We start from the raw sequence: 19,985 nt of genomic DNA, 5'->3' as shown, positions 1-19,985 counted from the left end.
GCCGCGCGCGCGGGCGCGACGCAAACGCCCTTCGGAGCGAGGCAAGGGACGATTCCAGCCAGACCGACCTATCCGAATTTGCCGGGACATCAGCCTTGTGACCCGTTGAATGGCCCCCGGCCGCAAAGGATAAATGCCCCGGAGCGTCGCCGGACCGGCACGTGCGACAAGGATGATCTTGGTGACGGATGCGATCCTGCCCCTGCACAATGCCGACAGGCCGATGATCGCGGACAAACGCGCTGAAACCCGGCACCTGGAAGGGAACGAAGCGGCCGTCAGGCTGATTTATGTGGCGGGCTATGGTCGCAGCGGAACGACCTTGCTCGACATCGCACTGGGCGAACATCCAGCGATCATGGGCGGCGGCGAGGTCACGACGCTGGCACGGCATGTGTGGGACAATGGCGAATATTGCGCCTGCGGGGAGCGGGTGCGGGATTGCCCGGAATGGAAGGCGATCATGGCGCGCTGGACACAGGGAGAGCCGGAGGGATTTCTGGCGGGTTACAGGCGGGCGCAGCAGCGAACCGAGGGGCTGGTGGCGCCGGGACGGTTGTTCAGGCTGCCCGGATGGCGCGACCACAGGCGGCGGACGCTCAAATTGCTGCGCGGCATGGCGATGGTGTCGAGGCGGCCGGTGCTGGTCGATTCATCGAAGCTGCCGGGACGTGCCCTCGCGCTGGCCGCGATGCCGGGAATCGATCTGCATGTCGTGCATGTGGTGCGCGACGGGCGCGGCGTCGCGTGGTCGCTGATGAAAGGGCATCGGCGCAGCGTCGAAAAGGGCGTGCAACGCGAATTGCGGCCCAAGCCCCTGCTCTACACGGCACTGCGATGGTCGATGGTGAATCTCGCGGCGGAATGGCTGTGCCTCCGGGTCGGGCCTGGGCGCAGCATACGCGTGCGTTACGAGGATTTCGTCGAAGATCCGCGCGGGGAGATCGGGCGGATCGTGGCGCTGGTGGGGGAAAGGCCGCATCTGCCCGCCACCGGCCTTGCCCCCTTCGAACCGCAGCATCAGGTCGCGGGCAGCCGCCATCGGATGCAGAAATCGCTCATCATCCGGGGCGACGACAAGTGGAAGCGGGAAATGCCGGGATGGAAACAGCGGTTGTTCACCCTGATCTGCGCCCCCTTCCTGCGCCGCTACGGCTATTCGCTGCGCAGCGGAGACGCAGCATGAGGCGGCGGCTGATCGGGATCATCCTGCCCGTCATCATGGCGGGCTGTTCGGGCGCGGGCAGCGAAACGCGGGCACAGCCGGTGAAGGGCGAAGCTGCCTTTCCCGGTGCGGTGGGCTACGGCGCCGCGGCCAAGGGCGGGCGCGGCGGGCGCATCATCGCCGTCGATACGCTGGCCGACGGCGGGCAGGGGTCCCTGCGCGCCTGTATCGACGCCTCCGGACCGCGGGTGTGCGTGTTCCGGGTGAGCGGAGTGATCCGCTTCACCGCCCGGCCGCCCGTGATCGCCAATCCCTATCTCACCATAGCCGGACAGACGGCGCCGGGCGGCGGCATAGTTGTCACCCATGCCGGGGGCGAAGAGGGACGCACGCCGATCCTGATCAAGAACACGCATGACATCGTCATCCGCCATATCCGCGTGCGCAACGACCGGGTGGGCACGCATCGCGGGTCGGAGGACAGCTTCACCATCGAGAACAGCCGCCAGGTCATCGTCGACCATGTGAGCGCAAGCTGGGCGCGGGACGAGCTGATCAACGGCTATGGCGACAATGACTGGGTCACGATCAGCAACAGCATCTTCGCGGAAGGCATTCCGCGCCACGACAAATGCGCGTTGCTGGCGAGCGACCCGAAGGGGCCACAGCATCTGAGCTTCATCGGCAATATCTGCGCCCATAATGGCGACCGCAATCCGGACCTGAATTTCCCGCCCGGCTCCTGCGCGGAGGTGATCAACAACATCCTTTACAACGGCCAGTCGGAATTTGCCGAAATCTGGGAAAGCTTCGGCGGCGTGCCGGTATCCTTGATCGGCAACAGCTTCATCGCAGGGAAGAACACGCGGCCCGACACGATCGGCGTGGCACGCAATGTCATGGGGTCGAAGGGGATCGCCAAGGTCTATCTCGCCGACAACCGGTTCGACGGCGATTTCGTGCATGTCTCGCCGCTGATGCAGGAGGCGAAGGTTGATAAGCCCCCCTGCCCCGCCACCATCGCGGCGGAACCGGCGGACGCCGCCTATGAAACGGTACTGAGCGATGCCGGCGCCTTCCCGCGCGACCCGTTCGACCAGCGGATCGCCCGTCAGGTCCGCGAGCGGAAGGGACATATCGTCAAGCAACCCGGTCTCATCGACGAACCCGTACCCGGCACCCCCTATCCCGATGCGGACGGCGACGGCATGGACGACCGCTGGGAAGCGCAACATGGCACCGATCCGCGCAAGGCCGACCCCTGGGGCGATGCCGATGGCGACGGTGTCGCCAATCTCGACCAGTTTCTCGACCAGCGCTCGCGCGATCTGATGGACGGGCAGGAGGGATGAACGCCCCCCTTTCCCGGATGACCGCCGACGATGTAGCGGCGGACAACCGCTTGCGCATTTGTTTCCCCTTTTCCGGGGACAGTATCGGCGGCAGCCATATTTCGGTGCGTGGGTTGATGGCGCATCTCGACCCGGCGCTTTACCGGCCACTCGTCGTCACCGAAGTGCCCGACGGCATGATCGCCCGCTTCTTCGCCGGTCACGAGCAGATGGCCGATCCCGCCGCCCGTGGGCTGTTCGTGCCGGGCGAGGCCTTCACCCTGCGGAAGTTCCGGCGAACGCTGGGAAGCGTTCTGCCCCGCGCGCGCTTCCTGCGGCGCAACCGGATCGACATCGTCCATGTCAATGATGGACGGAGCAGCGCCAATTGGGCGCTGGCCGCACGCATCGCTGGAGCCAAGCTGATCTGGCATCATCGGGGCGATCCCGGCGCGCTGGGCCTGCGCTTGCTGGCGCCGGCGCTGGCGCATCGGGTGCTGGCGGTGTCGTCCTTCGCCCTGCCGCGCCCCGGCCTCTGGTCGGCGCGGAACCGGGCATCGGTGATTCACAGCCCGTTCGACACCAGTCTGGAGATGGACCGGGCCAAGGCGCGCGACGCGCTGATCCGCGAATTGGGCGTGACGCCCGGCACGCTGCTGCTGGGCTATTTCGGCGCCTTCGTGCCGAGAAAGCGCCCCTTGCTGTTCGTCGACATGATCGCGCGCTTGCAGGCGACGGTCGACCGTCCCGTCATGGGCCTGATGTTCGGCGAAGCACGCCTGCCTGCCATGGATATCGCCCTGCGCAAACGGATCGCCGACAAGGGCGTCGCGGATCGCGTGAAGTTGATGGGCTATCGCACGCCCGGCCCGTTCTGGATCGCGGCCTGCGACCAGCTTGTCGTGCCCGCCGTGGGCGAACCTTTCGGGCGGACGCTGGTGGAGGCGATGCTGGTCGGCACGCCGATCGTCGCGGCGCGGTCCGGCGGCAATATCGAGGCGCTGGAAGGCGGGAACGGCATTCTCGTCGAACCCGACGATGCGGACGCGCTGGCCCGCGCCTGCCAGGATCCGGGCGACGCACGCGCCATGGCGCTGGCAGCGCAGGCGGATGCCCGCGACCGGTTCAGCGAAGCGGCGCATTGCGCCAAGGTCAGCGCGATCTACGAAGCGTTGCGGCCATGATCGGTGTCGTCAGAGGGCTTGTCCTTCGGACGGCGCTCCATTGGTTTCGGAAGGATATCCCGAATCCCTCTCCCTAAGCCCATCGGCGCACCCCCAATGGCGGGTCTCATATCCCTATGCCCCCACCGTTCCGGGAACGTTTGAGGGTACAGCTTTCCGACCTTTCGTAAGGACGCAGGACAGGGGGCGTGCATGGCGAACTATTTCAATGTGGTAGGCAGTCAGACCATCACGGCGGGTAGTGAAAAGGATCAGTTCTTCGCTTTTACCCGACTCGCCAACCTCGATTATGTGCGCCCCGATGCGGTGCTGGCGCAGCTCGTCTGGAACTCCGCGATCCTTACCGGCAGCGGCACCGCCTACCAGCTGGTCGGCACCAATATCCAGATTTCCACCGACCTCTATCTGGGCGGCCAGGGCACCGACATCATGTACGGGTCCAACCTCAACGATGCCATCCTCTACAATAATGGAGTGATTTCAGGCGGCTTCGGCAGCTTCGACAATATCGAGCAATTCTGGCTGGCCGATGGCGATGACATCATCGACCTGTCGGCGCACGGTCCAGGCGGCATCGATTATCTGAAGGATGTGCTGGTCCAGGGCGGCGAAGGCAATGACATCATCATCGGCGGCGCGGGCAAGGACAATCTCCAGGGCGATGGCGGCAACGACATCATCTTCGGCTGGCGGGGCAGCGACACCATATCCGGCGGCGCGGGCGACGACATCCTCTATGGCGACGATCTCGGCAATAACGGCATTTCCGGCGACGATACGCTGGACGGCGGGTCGGGCAACGACATCCTCTATGGTGGACGCGGCAAGGACAAGCTGACCGGCGGGGACGGCAACGACATCCTCTACGGCGGCGCAGGCGACGACAGCCTGTCGGGCGGCGCGGGCGACGACATCCTCTATGGCGACGACGACAATGTGTCGGGCAGCGATGTCCTGCACGGGGATTCAGGCAACGACCGGCTCTATGGCGGGCTGGCCGGGGATGAATTATACGGGGATTCGGGCGACGACTGGCTCGATGGCGGTGCCGGCAACGATTATATGCATGGCGGCGGCGGCAACGACACGATCATCGCAGGTGCCGGCAACGACGTGATCGACGGCAGCGCCGATATCGACACGCTGGTCTTTTCCGGCAACCGCGCGGATTATCTCTTCACCCTTCAGACCGACGGCAGCTTCATCGCTGTCGACCAGCGCGCCGGATCGCCCGAGGGCAGCAAGACGATCCGCAATGTCGAATATTTCCAGTTCGCGGACATGACGACGCCCGCCACGGCGCTGAACGCGCCGCCGGTCATCACCTCCAATGGCGGCGGCGCGGCGGCGGCGCTGGCGATCGACGAGAACAGCATGGCCGTCACCACCGTCACCGCGACCGATCCGGATGCGGGACAGACCGTCGGCTTCTCCATCGTCGGTGGGGCGGATGCAGCGTTCTTCACCATCGACGCCGTAACGGGCGAGTTGCGCTTCATCACCGCGCCCAATTTCGAAAGCCCGGCCGATGCCGATGGCGACAATGTCTATCATCTGATCGTCGCCGCCAATGACGGCAATGGCGGGGTGGACACACAGACGCTGTCTATAACCGTGCGCGATGTGCCCGATGGCGCAGCGCCGGTCATCACCTCCAATGGCGGCGGAGCGAGCGCGGCGATCAGCGTCAATGAAAACGCGCCCGCCGTGACCACGGTAACGGCGACGGATGCGGATGGTCCGTCGATCGGCTATGCCATTGTCGGGGGCGCCGACGCGGCGCTGTTCACCATCGATGCGGCCACAGGCGCGCTGACCTTCAAGACCGCACCCGATTACGAGACGCCAACCGATGCCAACCGCGACAATGTTTATGACGTGATCGTGCAGGCCAGCGACGGCACCAACACCGACCAGCAGACACTGGCCGTCACCGTCGTCAATCTCAACGACAATGCACCGGTGCTGACCTCCTATGGCGGGACGGCTTCGGTGGCCTTGTCGGTGGCGGAAAACGGTCTGCTCGCTGCGACGGTAGTGGCCAGCGATGCCGATGGCACGCCGCTGAACTATGCGATCAGCGGCGGTGCGGACGCGGCGCTCTTCACCATCGATGCGAACACCGGCACGCTGACCTTCAAGACCGCGCCGGATTATGAGGCACCCTCCGACAGCAATGGCGACCGCATCTACAATGTGATCGTCAGCGCCAGCGACGGCACCAACAGCGTCGCACAGACGTTCGCCATCAGCGTCACCAACGCGAACGACAATGCGCCGATCATCACCTCCAATGGCGGCGGCACATCGGCGGCGATCAGCATGTCGGAAAATGGCAGCGCGGTCACCATCGTGTCTGCCACCGATGCGGACGGCACGACGCCGGGCTACGCCATTTCAGGGGGCGCCGACGCGGCGCTCTTCACCATCGATGCCGTGACGGGCGCGCTGTCCTTCATCAATGCGCCGGACTATGAGAATCGCATCGATGCCGATGGCGATGGCATCTATCAGGTGATGGTGCGCGCGACCGACGGCAGCAATGTCGACGACCAGCTGCTCTCCATCACCATCACCGATGTCGCGGAAGGCGGCAGGACGATTACCGGCTCCTCCGGCAACAACATGATCAGCCCGACGACCACGGTTGCGGCCTATCAGAGCACCGCGCTCAACGACACCATCTATGCCCTTGCCGGCAACGATGTCATCGATGGCGGCGCGGGCGCCGATTATATGGACGGCGGCGCGGGCAACGATATTTTCTATGTGGACACCTGGTCGGATGACGGCTTTGCCGGAAATGACGACCAGGTGATCGAGCTGGCGGGCGGCGGCAGCGATCTTGTCTATGCCTCGGTCAGCTATCGGTTGGCCGCCAATGTCGAAAAGCTGACGCTGACCGGCGCGACGGCGATCAACGGCTTGGGCAATGAACTGGCCAACACCATCACGGGCAACGACGCCGCGAACATGCTGTCGGGTGGGCTGGGCGCCGACATTCTGTACGGCATGGGCGGCGCGGATACGATCGATGGCGGCGACGACAACGACAATCTGTTCGGTGGCGACGGCAATGATGTGCTGATCGGCGGTCTGGGCGACGATTATCTGGACGGCGGTACCGGCGCCGACAGCATGACCGGGGGCGACGGCAACGACACCTATATCGTCGATAGCTGGTCCGACGACGGCAATAGCGCCAATGACGATATGATCTTCGAACTGGCGGGCGGCGGGACGGATCAGGTCAACGCATCGGTCAGCTACCGGCTGGCTCCCGAGATCGAGAAACTGGTGCTGACCGGCACCGACAATATCGACGGCACCGGCAATGACCTTGCCAACACCATCACCGGCAATAGCGGCAACAACGGCATCTGGGGCGGCCTGGGCAACGACACCATATTGGGCAACGCGGGCGATGACCGGCTCTATGGCGAGGATGGACAGGACAGCCTGGACGGCGGCGCGGGCAACGACCTGCTCGACGGCGGTCTCGCCGGTGACACGCTGAAGGGCGGCGCGGGCAACGACACGCTGATCGGCGGTGCGGGCAAGGATACGCTGACCGGCGGGACGGAGGCGGACATATTCGTTTTCAACCGGGGCGACACGACGCTCAACACGGCGAGTTACGACCGGATCACCGACTTCAAGGCCAGCGAAGGCGATCGCATCGATCTCGACTTCCTGAACGGCAGCCTGCCTGCCGCCGACTATGCCGAACGAGCGATCGCCACCAATAATTTCTCCGATGCGCTGGCCGCCGCCAACACGACCGCAGGGGTCAATCATGTGACCTTCGTCGCGGGGACGACCGACGGCTGGGTCTTCTACGACTCCAATGGCGACGGCGCATTCGACCAGAGCGTGCTGCTGCTGGGCGTCAACACATTGGCGGGCGTGGATTCGAGCAGCTTCTTCTGAAGGTCAGGCCAGATGGGCGAACTCGCCATAGCCGCCCTGGAAGAACAGCAACGGCTTGCCCGGCGTTTCCACCTCCAGTGCGATGACCCGGCCGAGTACGATATAATGGTCGCCAGCCTCGTGCACGGCTTCCAATTGGCAGTCGATCCAGGCCACTACACCGTCCAGGATCGGCGATCCGTTGGCTGAGACGCGATGCGTCACGCCGGCGAATTTGTCGTCCCCACCCTTCACCGCGAATTGCTGGCACAGTGGCTTCTGATCGCTGGCCAGGATGTTGACGCAGAATTTCCCCACTTTCTCGATTCGGGGCCAGCTTTGCGAATCCTTTGCGGGGAAGAAGGCGACCAGCGGCGGATCGAGCGAGACGGACGTGAAGGACCCGACCACCATGCCGGTCGGCACCTGCCCATCCTCTACCGCCGTCACCACGCAAACGCCGGTGGGATAGTGCCCCAGCACCCGGCGGAAGGTGCCGCTGTCGAAGGCGACCGCTTCACTCATGCGCGCGCACCGGAAATGGGAAAGGGATCGGTGTTCTTCATCATGCCCCCTTTTTCGCGACTTGGCGCGCCATGGCAAGCAAATCCCGCTGATAAGCTCATGAGTTCCCTTTGGGCGACATCGCTGCGCGTGGCGGAGCGGATCATCCGCGTAAAACGCCCGGCATCAGACCGCGACGCCAGCCGAAGCCAGCACCGCGAGCGTCAGCAGTTCCGAAGCATTGGATGCCATGGTGGCGATCTGCACCGACTTTTCCATGCCGACCAGCATCGGCCCGATCATCGTCGCGCCGCCCACTTCGCGCAGCAGCTTCGCCGAGATATTGGCCGACTGAAGCCCCGGCATCACCAGGATATTCGCCGGACCCGACAGGCGGCTGAAGGGATAATTCTTCATCACCATCGGGTTGAGCGCCGCGTCGACGGTCATTTCGCCTTCATATTCGAAATCGACGTCGCGCTCGTCCAGCAACTTGATCGCATCGCGCATATTTTCAAGGAAACTGCCCGGCGGGTTGCCGAAATTGGAATAGGACAGGAAGGCCACGCGCGGGTCATGGCCCATGCGGCGGGCGACCGCCACCGTGCCCTCCGCAATGTCGGCCAGTTCCTGTGCCGAGGGGCGCTCATTGACCGTGGTGTCGGCCAGGAACACCGTCTTGTCCTTGGTCACCAGCACATGGATGCCAAAGGGGGTCCGGCCCGCCGCCGGGTCCATCACCCGCTTCACCTCGCGCAGCGTCTGGGCGAACGGCCGGGTCATGCCGGTGATCATCGCGTCGGCATGGCCCATCTTCACCAGCAGCGATCCGAAGATGTTGCGGTCGCGATTGACCATCCGCTCGCAATCGCGGCGCAGATAGCCGCGGCGCTGCAAACGCTTGTAGAGCGTGTCGACCATATCCGGCACCAACGGCGAGTTGACGCTGTTGTGCAGTTCGAAGCTTTCCGGGTCCTGCACGCCCAGTTCCTTGAGCTTGTCATAGACATGGCCGCGGCCGACCAGAACGGGGATGCCGTAACCCAGCGTCCGGAACTGGATCGCGGCGCGCAGTACGACTTCTTCTTCCGCCTCGGCGAAGACGACGCGCTTCGGGTTCGCCTTCGCCACCTCATAGGCGGTGGTGAGGACCGACGTGGTGGGGTTGAGCCGGCCCTTGAGCGACTGGCGATAGGCGGCCATGTCCGCGATCGGACGCTGCGCGACGCCGGTTTCCATCGCCGCCTGCGCGACGGCCGACGGCACCACTTCCATCAGGCGCGGGTCGAAGGGCGCGGGGATGATGTAATCCGGCCCGAAGCTGTGCGAGCGGCCATAGGCCTTGGCGACTTCCTCCGGCACCTGCTCGCGCGCCAGTTCCGCGATCGCCTTGGCGGCGGCCAGCTTCATCGGCTCGTTGATCCCGGTCGCCCGCACGTCGAGCGCGCCGCGGAAGATGAAGGGAAAGCCCAGCACATTGTTGACCTGGTTGGGATAGTCGGACCGGCCGGTGGCGACGATGGCGTCGGGGCGCACCGCCTTGGCGTCGGGCGGCGCGATTTCCGGGTCGGGGTTCGCCATAGCGAAGATGATCGGCTTTTCCGCCATGGCCTTCACCATGTCCTGCGTCATCGCGCCCGCGACGGAAAGGCCCAGGAACACGTCCGCGCCCTTGACCGCTTCGGCCAGGGTGCGGGCGTCGGTCTTCACCGCATGGGCCGATTTCCACTGGTTCATGCCCTCGGTGCGGCCCTGGTAGATCACGCCCTTGCTGTCGCACATGATGACATTGTCGTGCTGCACGCCCAGCGCCTTGATGAGTTCAGTGCAGGAGATGGACGCGGCGCCCGCGCCGTTCACCACCACCTTCATGTCCTTCATGTCCCGGCCGGTCAGCATCGCCGCGTTGATGACGCCCGCCGCCGCGATGATCGCGGTGCCGTGCTGGTCGTCATGGAAGACCGGGATGTTCATCCGTTCCTTCAGCGTCTGTTCGATGATGAAGCATTCGGGCGCCTTGATATCCTCAAGATTGATGCCGCCGAAGGTCGGCTCCATCAATTCGACGGCGTCGATGAACCTGTCGACATCCTCGGTCTTGAGTTCGATGTCGATGGAATCGACGTCGGCGAAGCGCTTGAAGAGGACGGACTTGCCCTCCATCACCGGCTTGGACGCCAGCGCGCCCAGATTGCCCAGGCCCAGGATCGCCGTGCCGTTGGAGATCACCGCGACCAGATTGCCCTTGGCCGTATAGTCATAGGCGGTCGCCGGGTCTTCCGCGATGGCGCGCACCGGCACCGCGACGCCGGGCGAATAGGCAAGGCTGAGGTCGCGCTGCGTCGCCATCGGCTTGGACGCGATGATCTCGATCTTGCCGGGGCGTCCGGTCGAGTGGAAGAACAGCGCCTCGCGTTCGGAAAATTCCACATTCGACTTATCGGTCATGGCTGCACCCACATTATGAAACGATGAGGGTGGCCGTAGCGGCAAGAATATCTTGTGGGCAAGTGCGAGAAGCGCAATTTTCCTGCTCTTTCTTGCAGTACTGGCATGACGCCGGGCTTCACGCTATCCGCTGTGCCATGGCGCGAACGATCGACACATCCACGCAACAGGCGACGCCCATGATGGCGCAATATCTTGCGCTCAAGGCGGAGGCACAGGATTGCCTTCTCTTCTACCGCATGGGCGACTTCTTCGAACTGTTCTTCGAGGATGCGAAGGCGGCGGCGGCGACGCTCGACATCGCGCTCACCAGCCGGGGCGAGCATGCAGGCGTACCGATTCCGATGTGCGGGGTGCCTGTGCACAGTGCGGAATCCTATCTGGCGCGCCTGATCAAGGCGGGCCACCGCGTCGCCATCGCCGAGCAGACCGAGACGCCGGCCGAGGCCAAGGCGCGCGGGTCGAAGTCCCTGGTGGCGCGCGCCATCGTCCGCTACGTGACCGCGGGCACACTGACCGAGGAAACGCTGCTCGACAGCCGGCGCGACAACATGCTGGTCGCGCTGGCACAAATGGGCGGCGAGGAAGCGGGCGAATATGGCCTGGCCGCCGCCGATATTTCGACGGGGCGGTTCGAGACGCTGACCTTGCGGGCGGCTGACCTGGCCGCCGAACTGGCGCGGCTGCGGCCGAGCGAGATCGTGTTGCCGGACGGGTTGGAACTTGCGCTGCCCGATTCCCATCCGTTCGACCGCGCCGCCTTTTCCAGCAGCCGGGCCGAAGCGGCGCTGAAACGCGTCTTCGGCGTTGCGACGTTGGACGGATTCGGCCAGTTCGGCCGCGCCGAACTGTCGGCCATGGGCGGGCTGCTCAACTATCTCGACCATGCGGGCAAGGGCACCCTGCCCTTCCTCGCCCCGCCGATGCGTAAGACCAGCAGCGCCCATGTCGCCATCGACGCCGCGACACGGGAGAGTCTGGAAATCACGGCGACCATGAACGGCACGCGGGCGGGCAGCCTGCTGGGCGCGGTCGACCGGACGGTAACAGGCGCCGGGGCGCGATTGCTGGCACAGGATCTGTCGGCACCCTTGATGGATCAGGCAGCCATCGAAGCGCGCTTGGGGCTGGTGCAACTCTTCCATGAGGACGGCATGTTGCGCGACCAGTTGCGCGTGGCGCTGCGCGCCTTGCCGGACATCGGGCGCGCATTGGGACGTCTCGCGATGGGCCGGGGAAGCCCCCGCGATCTGGGCCAGCTCCGCGACGGGCTGGGTGAAGCGCGGCTGCTGCGCGAACGGATGGGGCGCCTGCCCGACCAGCCCTTGCTGCTAATGCAATTGCTGCCAGCGCTGGACGGGCATGGCGCGCTGGTCGACAGCCTGTCCCGCGCGCTCGTCCCCAGCCCGCCGACCGAAACCGCCAATGGCGGCTATATCGCGGACGGCTATGACCCGGCACTGGATGAACTGCGCCGCCTCGCCGGTGACGGCCGCCGCGCCATCGCCGCGCTGGAGGCGAAGTATCGCGATCAGACCGGCATCGCCTCGCTCAAGATTCGCCACAACGGCGTGCTCGGCTATCATGTCGAGGTCCCTGCACGCACCGCCGACCAGTTGATGCAGCCCGACAGCGGCTTCACCCATCGCCAGACATTGGCCGGGGTGGTGCGCTTCAATTCGGTCGACCTGCACGAACAGGCGAGCCGCGTCGCGCAGGCGGGTGCCCATGCGCTGGTGGCCGAATCCGCGCATCTGGAGGAGTTGATCGAAGCCACCCTCGCCCGCAAGGCGGAGATCGCTCGCGCCGCCGACGCGCTTGCCCGGCTCGACGTGGCGGCAGCGCTAGCGGAACGCGCAGCCGAAGGCGGCTGGCAGCGGCCCCATTTCCTGCCCGAAGACGGCGAAGAGCCTTGTCTGGAAATCACCGGCGGCCGTCATCCGGTGGTCGAGGATGCGCTGCGCCGCGACGGCCAGCCCTTCGTCGCCAATGACTGCCGTTTGGTGGCCGGAGACCGGCTCTGGCTCGTCACAGGCCCGAACATGGGCGGCAAGTCCACCTTCCTGCGGCAGAATGCGATCATCGTGATCCTTGCGCAGGCCGGGGCCTATGTCCCCGCGCAATCCACGACCCTGACTCTGGTCGACCGGCTGTTCAGCCGCGTCGGCGCGTCGGACAATCTGGCCAAGGGCCGCTCCACCTTCATGGTCGAGATGGTGGAGACCGCCGCGATTCTGGCGCAGGCGACCGAGCGCAGCTTCGTGATCCTCGATGAAGTCGGGCGCGGCACATCGACCTATGACGGGCTGGCGCTGGCCTGGGCGGTGGTGGAGGCGGTGCATGAGGTCAACCGTTGCCGCTGCCTGTTCGCGACCCATTATCATGAGTTGACCCGGCTTGCGGAAACGCTCTCCTCGCTCTCGCTCCACCATGTCCGGGCACGGGAGTGGAAGGGCGATCTGGTGCTGCTGCACGAGGTTGCGGAGGGCCCGGCGGACCGCAGCTATGGTTTGGCGGTGGCGCGGCTGGCCGGGCTTCCTCCCGCCGTCCTCAAACGGGCGAAGGATGTGCTCGCCCGCCTTGAAGCGGGCAAGGCGAAGACCGGCGGCATCGCGGCGGGGCTGGACGACCTGCCCCTCTTCGCCGCCGCGACGGCGCAGATGGAACCGAAGGTCGATCCGCTGCGTGCCGCGCTGGAGGGCATCGACGCCGATGCCCTGTCACCCCGCGAGGCGCTCGATCAACTCTATCGGCTCAAGCAACTGGCCGCGGCCGGTCAGGAAGACTAGATAAGCCATATGGTCATGCAGTTTCCGAAATTGGGGTCCAGGCGCGCGATCATCGACCGGCGCGCCATTTCCGACCGCATCAACGCCCTGGCGCAGGAGCATCATGGTGACCAGATGAAGCTGCGCGGCCTGATCGTGAGGGAATTGAAGGACGCGCTCGACGCCGGGCGCGAGGATGTCGCCCGCCGCCTCAGCCAGAAGCCGACCCGCGGGCGGGAGGCGGTGACCGCCTTCGCCTTCCTGGTCGACCAGATCTTGCGGCTGCTCTACGACGCGACGACGCATCATCTCTACCCGGCGGGCAATCGCAGCACCGGCGAACGGATCGTGCTGATCGCGGTCGGCGGCTATGGGCGGGGCGAGATGGCGCCGCACAGCGATGTCGATATCGGCTTCATCACCCCCTGGAAGCCGACCGGCTGGACCGAGCAGGTCATCGAATCCATGCTCTATTCGCTGTGGGACCTGGGATTGAAGGTCGGCCATAGCAGCCGGTCGATCGATGAAACGATGCGCATGGCCAAGGCGGACCTGACGGTGCGCACTGCCCTGCTGGAAGCGCGCTATATCTGGGGCGACCGGGCGCTGTACGAAGAGACGGCTGCCCGGTTCGACGCCGAAATCATGCAGGGCACCGCCCGTGCCTTCGTCACGGAGAAGCTGGAGGAGCGCGACGAACGGCATCGCCGCATGGGCGACAGCCGCTATGTCGTCGAACCCAATGTGAAGGAAGGCAAGGGCGGGTTGCGCGATCTGCACACGCTGTTCTGGATCGGCAAATATGTGAACCGGGTCAAATCGATCACGGAACTGGTCGATGTCGGACTGCTGACGGAAAGCGAGTTGCGCCAGTTCCAGAAGGCGGAGGATTTCCTCTGGGCGGTGCGCTGCCACTTGCACATGATCACCGGGCGGGCGGAGGACCGGCTGACCTTCGACCTGCAACTCGAAACCGCCACCCGCATGCACTTCACCGGGCGCGCCGGGCGTTCGGGGGTCGAGCGCTTCATGCGCTATTATTTCCTGAACGCGAAGACGGTGGGCGACCTGACCGCCGTGTTCCTCGCGCATCTGGACGACCAGATGGCGGAGCGCGGCCGGCGCTATATCCCCAGCTTCTTCCGCCGGCCCAAGAGGCTGGACGGTTTCGTGCTGGACCGCGGGCGGCTGGCGCTGCCCAACGACCAGTTTTTTCAGGACGATCCGGTCCGGCTGCTGGAAATCTTCGCGTTGGCCGACAAACATGGACTGGCCATCCATCCCAGCGCCATGCGCGCCGCCAGCCGCGACGCCAGCCTGATCACCGCCAAGGTGCGACGCGACCCACGCGCCAATGCCTTTTTCATGGAGGTGCTGACCTCTCCCCGTGACCCGGAGACCGTACTGCGCTGGATGAACGAGTCGACCGTTTTCGGCCGCTTCATCCCCGATTTCCGCCGCGTCGTGGCGCAGATGCAGTTCGACATGTACCACCATTATACGGTGGACGAGCACACCATCCGCGCCGTCGGCCTGCTGGCGCGGATCGAAAAGGGCGAATTGAACCAGGATCATCCGCTGGCAGCGGACCTGATGGGCAAGCTGGTGTCGCGCCGCGTCCTCTATGTCGCGGTGCTGCTGCACGACATCGCCAAGGGGCGCGGCGGCGACCACAGCATATTGGGCGCGGAGGTGGCGGAGCATCTCTGCCCGCGTCTGGGTCTTACCCCGGCGGAAACCGAAACCGTGGCCTGGCTGGTGCTGCATCACCTGCTGATGTCGGCCACCGCGTTCAAGCGAGACCTCGCCGACTACAAGACCATCCTCGATTTCGTCGACGTGGTGCAGAGCCCGGAGCGGCTGCGGCTGCTGCTGTGCCTGACCGTGGTCGATATCCGTGCCGTGGGCCCCGGGGTATGGAACAGTTGGAAGCGCCAGTTGCTGGGCGATCTCTATGAGGCTGCCGAAGAGGTGCTGCGCCTCGGCCATAAGCAGAAGGGCCGCAGTGAAAGGGTCACGGCCAAGCAGCAGGCGCTGCGTCAGGCGCTGGGCCTTTCCGAAGAGGATTTCGAGAAACTGCGCAAGCGCCTCCCCGAAAGCTACTGGATCGCGGAACCCGACGACATCCTCTTCCACAATGCGGAGCATATCCTGGAGGCGGGCGACTCCCCGCTTTCCATCGCCGCGCAATATTATCCGCAACGCGGCGCGACGCTGGTGACGGTCTATGCCGCCGATCATCCGGGGCTGTTCTACCGCATCGCGGGCGCCATCCATCTGGCCGGCGGCAACATCATCGACGCGCGCATCCACACCACGCGCGACGGGGTCGCGATCGACAATTTCCTGGTGCAGGACCCGCTGGGCGGCGCCTTCCACAGTCCGGAGCAGTTGACGCGCATCCGCAAGGCGATCGAGGATTCGCTCGCCAACCGCCACCGCATGATCACCAAGCTGGAGGCTCGCCCCCTGCCCCGCACCCGCGCCGAAGCGTTCCGCATCGAGCCCAATGTGCTGATCGACAACAAGGCGTCGAACCGCTTCACCGTGATCGAGGTGAATGCGCGTGATCGCCCGGCGCTTCTGTTCAGCCTGGCCAACGCGCTGTTCCAGTCGAAGGTGACGGTGCACAGCGCCCATGTCGCCACCTATGGCGAGCGGGCGGTCGACACCTTCTACGTGACCGACCTGCTGGCCGGAAAGATCGAGAGCAAAGCGCGGCTGCAAACGCTGGAACGGCGGCTGCTCGAAGCGGCGAGCGGCGAAGTGGCGGAGATGGAGCAGGCCTAGCACCGTACGCGCGCTAAACGATCTCCATCACGTCGCCCGGCACCAGCAACGGCAGAAGGCGCAACATGTCCTCCCGTTCCACCGCCACGCAGCCGGCGGTCGGACGACCTTCGGACAGGTGGAAGAAGATCGCGCTGCCCTCCCCCGGCACCGGCGGTGCGTCATTATGGCCAAGCACCACGATCACGTCATAGGCATCGTCGTCGCGCAGCAGATTTTCCGCCGAAAAGGCATGCGGCAGATGCACGGGCCGATTATAGCCCGGATCGTCCACATCATCGGACCAGCCATCCCCCTGCCGCACCCAGCGCCACGGCAGGCGGACGCCCGTCGCATCCACCTTTCCCGGCCGCAGCAAAACGCCCCGGATCGGCCAGACGCCCAACGGCGTGCAACCATCCCCTTCCCGCTTGTCCGCCGCCGCGCAGGCGCCGCCGCGCCCGATGGTGCAGGGCATATCGATCGCACCGAAAGAGAGCCGCCCCGCGCCCGTATCGACGCGGACAACGCTCATAACTGATGCCCCGTCCGGTCGCGCTTGGTGGCCAGATAGCGCTCATTATGCGGATTGGCCGGCAAAATGATCGGCAGCCGTTCGGCCACTTTGATTCCCGCCGCTTCCAGTCCCGTCACCTTGTTGGGATTGTTGGTGAGCAGCCGCACTTCCCCCACGCCGAGCAGGTCCAGCATCCGCGCCGCCACCGAAAAATCACGGGCATCGATGGCGAAACCCAGCCGCACATTGGCGTCGACCGTGTCGAATCCCTGGTCCTGCAAGGCATAGGCGCGCAGCTTGTTAACGAGGCCGATGCCACGCCCTTCCTGCCGCAGATAGAGCAGGATACCCCATGTCGAGTCCGCGATCCGGTGCAGCGCCTCATGCAATTGCGGGCCGCAATCGCATTTCAGCGATCCCAGCACGTCGCCGGTCAGGCATTCGCTGTGCAACCGGATCACCGGCGGCGAGGAATCACGCCGGCCGACGATCAACGCCACATGTTCGCGTGGTTCGTCCGGGCTACGGAAAGCGACGATCTCGGCGGTTTCGGCGGCCGATACGGGCAGGCGCGCGCGCGTCGCGATAGCCAGATGCACGGCATCGTCATAGGCGTCGACGTCGGCGGCGCTCACCTCTGCCTCCGCCTCTCCCTCCGAGGTCGCGAAATAGGCAGGCAGTATGCCCGCCAGCCGCGCCAGGCGCAGGGCCGCCTTGGCCGCCAGCGGCGCGGCCAGCGGCTTCGCCATGAACGGGCCCTTGAGCGGCGAAGCAAGGTCCAGAACCGGGTCGGAAATCGCCGTCGCCACGTCGACATCGATCCACGGCGCCCGCGCCACCAGCACCGGCATATCAGGGTCGGCCGCCGCGATCTGGTTGGCGAGCTTCAGCGTCTGCGCGCGCGCGGCGGAGATCAATATGTCGGCTTCAGCGCCCGGATCGAATCCGGCAAGCGTCACCGCGTCCGCCCCTTCCACCGCCATCAGCCGCAAGGCGCCGTCTGCGGCCTGCACCCGCACCGGCCAGCCCCGGCGCAGCGCGTCGATGGCGCGAGCGGCAGCGCGCGCGCTCATCAGAAGGCGAATTCCGTGATGATCGGAATATGGTCGGACGGCTTGCCCCAGTTGCGCGCCGGTTCGACCACGCGGTGGCTGATCGCCTTGCCCGCCACATCCTGGGTCATCCACATATGGTCGAGCCGCCGTCCCCGATCCGATTCCGCCCAGTCCTTCGCGCGATAGCTCCACCAGGTGTAGAGCCGCTGCGGCGCGGGATAGAAATGGCGGCCGATGTCGACCCAGTCGTTCGACGCCTGCAACCGCGCCAATATTGCGCACTCGACTGGCGTATGGCTGACCACATTCAGCAATTGCTTGTGGCTCCAGACATCGCATTCCATCGGCGCGATGTTGAAATCGCCGGTCAATATCGTCGGCTTGTCCTCCAGTCCCGAGGACCATTGGATCATCCGCTCCAGAAAATCGAGCTTCTGCCCGAATTTCGGATTTACCTCCCGGTCCGCGACGTCGCCGCCGGCAGGCACATAGACATTCTCGATCCTGACGCCATTGTCGAGGCGCACGCCGACATGGCGCGCCTCGCCATTGGCCTGCCAGTCGAGGCGATCATCCTCATGGATCGGCACCTTGGACATGATCGCCACGCCATGGTGCATCCGCTGGCCGTTCAGCACCTGATGGACATAGCCAAGCTGCCGGAACATCGCGGTGGGGAAAATCTCGTTCACCACCTTGGTTTCCTGAAGACAGAGGATGTCAGGCGCCTCCTCCTTCAGAAAACGCTCGACGATATCGAGCCGGGCACGAACGCTGTTGATATTCCAGGATGCGATGCTGAGCGTTTGAGACATGGTGATCCACTAAGACCCTCCGCCCTCCCGCGCAAGGGTGGTGGGCCTGCAATCACGCGAGGCGCTATGTGTCGTCATTTGGCCCAGAGTGGAGCGAAAATAGTGGATTTCGAGAACCTTTAAACGAGTCACGCGCCTCGTTTAAACGCAGCGACCTTACAGGTCGTGAGCACCGGAAGCGCAGAAAGCCGCTATTTGCAGCCCTCCTTGGGCCAAATGACGACACATAACAAAAAGGCCCCCGCTCCGGGGGCATGGAACGGGGGCCTCGATCGCGCCCTTGAAGCGCTTTGCGGCGGGAGCGGGGTTCCGGGTAACAGGGGGGAAATCCCGGTTTCGTCTCGCGCCGTGGAGTTCTTTTTAGGACTGGGGATATGAGCCTCAGATGAACGGTTCTGAAAACTTCTCGGCCCGTCGCAGCTGTGACCCGCTTAACCGCCCGCTGCGCGCCCCTTGGGTCGAGGATCGGTCCAGCGGAAGGCGGAATCGGCCACCGGCACGCCATAACGCTGGTTGGAAAGCTTGACCGCTGTCCGATTGTTCTGCGAGTCCAGCGCCACCCAGCCGTACAGCTGCAAGCCCGCCGGGCTCGCCGCGTCGCGTTTGAAGATCATGGTGATAGTGCCATATTCGGGCCGCTTGGGATCGCGCGCCTGGACGCTCAATATGGTGGGATCGCTGGTCGGGATCACCTTGCCGAATTTCGACAGGTCCTTGTTGGGATCGATGAGCGCGCCCAGAGGCGAATTGCCGATCGGCCAGCGCTGCACCTGGCGCACTTCATAATCGATCATGGTCAGCGCCTTGCCGTCACCCACGATCAGGAGGGGCACGCCCTTCTGATATTGGAAGCGGATCTTGCCCGGCTGCTTGATGGTGAGCTGGCCGGTCAGCGTCTGCCCGTTGCGATCCGTCTGCGCGAAATCGGCGGTCATGGTGGTGACGGCGCGGATATAGGCGTTGACCTTCGAGAGGTCGGACTGATCCGCCTGCGCCATGGCCGATGTCGTCGGCAGCGCGAAAGGCACGACGGCAATCATCAGGGAAGCCAGGGTCAGGGTGGAGGGCGCAAGGATGCGCTTCATGCAATTATCTCCGGTTGTTCGGGATGAAGAGCGTAGGTGGCAGGGGTTGAACCCGCTGTGAACCCACTCGTTCCATAAAAGTAACAACCGGTTGGCTCGAACGGCAAGGGGGAGAGCGGCACGGCCGCTCAATCCCCCTCTGCTCCCGCTTCGCCCGTGCCGGTCTTTCCGGCGGCCCCTCTCCCGATTTATTTTTTAGGCGCTGCGGTAGCGGCTTCTGCTTAGCGGGGAGCGATGACAAAAAAAAGGCTGATCCGAAGACCAGCCTGAAAGTTTTTAGGAGAGGATGCCTGAAAGGCAGGTCCCTCATCGGGCAAATCGCGCTTCGCTGCAAATGCGAAGAAATCAAGAGCGATTGCATGAAATGCAATCAGCCTTGAAAATCAGGGATTTCTGCGGCTCCCCACCTGCCTTGCGGGCCCACAAAAGGCCCAA

12 protein-coding genes are annotated in these 19,985 nt (G+C 64.8%); 6 read left to right on the top strand and 6 right to left on the bottom strand.

What is annotated here, in order from left to right:
* Window positions 1-181 precede the first annotated feature (181 nt).
* The 4 genes from CAF53_RS07700 to CAF53_RS07685 all read left to right on the top strand — a co-directional run bounded on the left by CAF53_RS07700 (window position 182) and on the right by CAF53_RS07685 (window position 7,610).
* A complete protein-coding gene (locus CAF53_RS07700; RefSeq protein WP_100238733.1) occupies window positions 182-1,186 on the top strand; it encodes a sulfotransferase in 1,005 nt (334 codons plus the stop codon).
* Window positions 1,183-2,517: a pectate lyase gene (locus tag CAF53_RS07695; RefSeq protein ID WP_100237742.1), complete on the top strand. Its 1,335-nt coding sequence runs from the start codon at window positions 1,183-1,185 to the stop codon at window positions 2,515-2,517. Before CAF53_RS07700 ends, CAF53_RS07695 begins: the two co-directional genes overlap by 4 nt.
* On the top strand, window positions 2,514-3,680 hold the full coding sequence (locus tag CAF53_RS07690) for a glycosyltransferase family 4 protein (RefSeq protein WP_100237741.1): 1,167 nt from the start codon (window positions 2,514-2,516) through the stop codon (window positions 3,678-3,680). Before CAF53_RS07695 ends, CAF53_RS07690 begins: the two co-directional genes overlap by 4 nt.
* A gap of 192 nt (window positions 3,681-3,872) precedes the next feature.
* Window positions 3,873-7,610 carry a calcium-binding protein gene (locus CAF53_RS07685; RefSeq protein ID WP_100237740.1) on the top strand — a complete coding sequence of 1,246 codons (3,738 nt, stop codon included), beginning with the start codon at window positions 3,873-3,875 and terminating at the stop codon, window positions 7,608-7,610.
* Between the two features lie 3 nt (window positions 7,611-7,613).
* Here CAF53_RS07685 and CAF53_RS07680 read toward each other — a convergent pair whose 3' ends face one another.
* Both CAF53_RS07680 and CAF53_RS07675 read right to left on the bottom strand, forming a co-directional pair.
* Window positions 7,614-8,114 carry a flavin reductase family protein gene (locus tag CAF53_RS07680; RefSeq protein ID WP_046762097.1) on the bottom strand — a complete coding sequence of 167 codons (501 nt, stop codon included), beginning with the start codon at window positions 8,112-8,114 and terminating at the stop codon, window positions 7,614-7,616.
* Window positions 8,115-8,279: 165 nt separating this feature from the next.
* On the bottom strand, window positions 8,280-10,541 hold the full coding sequence (locus CAF53_RS07675; protein WP_100237739.1) for an NADP-dependent malic enzyme: 2,262 nt from the start codon (window positions 10,539-10,541) through the stop codon (window positions 8,280-8,282).
* A 137-nt stretch (window positions 10,542-10,678) separates the two neighbouring features.
* Here CAF53_RS07675 and mutS point away from each other — a divergent pair, with 137 nt between their 5' ends.
* Window positions 10,679-13,330, top strand: a complete 2,652-nt coding sequence (gene mutS, locus CAF53_RS07670) for a DNA mismatch repair protein MutS (RefSeq protein ID WP_100237738.1) — start codon at window positions 10,679-10,681, stop codon at window positions 13,328-13,330.
* Between the two features lie 9 nt (window positions 13,331-13,339).
* Complete coding sequence (locus tag CAF53_RS07665; protein WP_100237737.1) at window positions 13,340-16,099, top strand: [protein-PII] uridylyltransferase; 2,760 nt, start codon at window positions 13,340-13,342, stop codon at window positions 16,097-16,099.
* 13 nt (window positions 16,100-16,112) lie between these two features.
* Here the strand turns inward: CAF53_RS07665 and CAF53_RS07660 are convergent, their stop codons facing one another.
* From CAF53_RS07660 to CAF53_RS07645, 4 genes are all read right to left on the bottom strand, one after another.
* Complete coding sequence (locus tag CAF53_RS07660) at window positions 16,113-16,613, bottom strand: L,D-transpeptidase family protein (RefSeq protein WP_100237736.1); 501 nt, start codon at window positions 16,611-16,613, stop codon at window positions 16,113-16,115.
* Window positions 16,610-17,668, bottom strand: a complete 1,059-nt coding sequence (gene ribA, locus CAF53_RS07655) for a GTP cyclohydrolase II (protein ID WP_100237735.1) — start codon at window positions 17,666-17,668, stop codon at window positions 16,610-16,612. Before ribA ends, CAF53_RS07660 begins: the two co-directional genes overlap by 4 nt.
* A complete protein-coding gene (gene xth, locus CAF53_RS07650; RefSeq protein ID WP_046762091.1) occupies window positions 17,668-18,465 on the bottom strand; it encodes an exodeoxyribonuclease III in 798 nt (265 codons plus the stop codon). Before xth ends, ribA begins: the two co-directional genes overlap by 1 nt.
* Before the next feature lie 431 nt (window positions 18,466-18,896).
* Window positions 18,897-19,550, bottom strand: a complete 654-nt coding sequence (locus CAF53_RS07645) for an outer membrane lipoprotein carrier protein LolA (protein ID WP_100237734.1) — start codon at window positions 19,548-19,550, stop codon at window positions 18,897-18,899.
* Window positions 19,551-19,985 lie beyond the last annotated feature (435 nt).

The organism is Sphingobium sp. LB126, assembly GCF_002795205.1.
GTDB lineage: Bacteria > Pseudomonadota > Alphaproteobacteria > Sphingomonadales > Sphingomonadaceae > Sphingobium > Sphingobium chungbukense.
This window is presented reverse-complemented; position numbering and strand designations above follow the sequence as displayed.

Bases quoted from the DNA above. Each gene is read 5' to 3' on its own strand.
- CAF53_RS07685 (WP_100237740.1), top strand. From the start codon at position 3,873: ATGGCGAACTATTTCAATGTGGTAGGCAGTCAGACCATCACGGCGGGT.
- CAF53_RS07660 (WP_100237736.1), bottom strand. From the start codon at position 16,613: ATGAGCGTTGTCCGCGTCGATACGGGCGCGGGGCGGCTCTCTTTCGGT.
- ribA (WP_100237735.1), bottom strand. From the start codon at position 17,668: ATGAGCGCGCGCGCTGCCGCTCGCGCCATCGACGCGCTGCGCCGGGGC.
- xth (WP_046762091.1), bottom strand. From the start codon at position 18,465: ATGTCTCAAACGCTCAGCATCGCATCCTGGAATATCAACAGCGTTCGT.
- CAF53_RS07645 (WP_100237734.1), bottom strand. From the start codon at position 19,550: ATGAAGCGCATCCTTGCGCCCTCCACCCTGACCCTGGCTTCCCTGATG.
- CAF53_RS07665 (WP_100237737.1), top strand. From the start codon at position 13,340: ATGGTCATGCAGTTTCCGAAATTGGGGTCCAGGCGCGCGATCATCGAC.
- mutS (WP_100237738.1), top strand. From the start codon at position 10,679: ATGGCGCGAACGATCGACACATCCACGCAACAGGCGACGCCCATGATG.
- CAF53_RS07695 (WP_100237742.1), top strand. From the start codon at position 1,183: ATGAGGCGGCGGCTGATCGGGATCATCCTGCCCGTCATCATGGCGGGC.
- CAF53_RS07690 (WP_100237741.1), top strand. From the start codon at position 2,514: ATGAACGCCCCCCTTTCCCGGATGACCGCCGACGATGTAGCGGCGGAC.
- CAF53_RS07680 (WP_046762097.1), bottom strand. From the start codon at position 8,114: ATGAGTGAAGCGGTCGCCTTCGACAGCGGCACCTTCCGCCGGGTGCTG.
- CAF53_RS07675 (WP_100237739.1), bottom strand. From the start codon at position 10,541: ATGACCGATAAGTCGAATGTGGAATTTTCCGAACGCGAGGCGCTGTTC.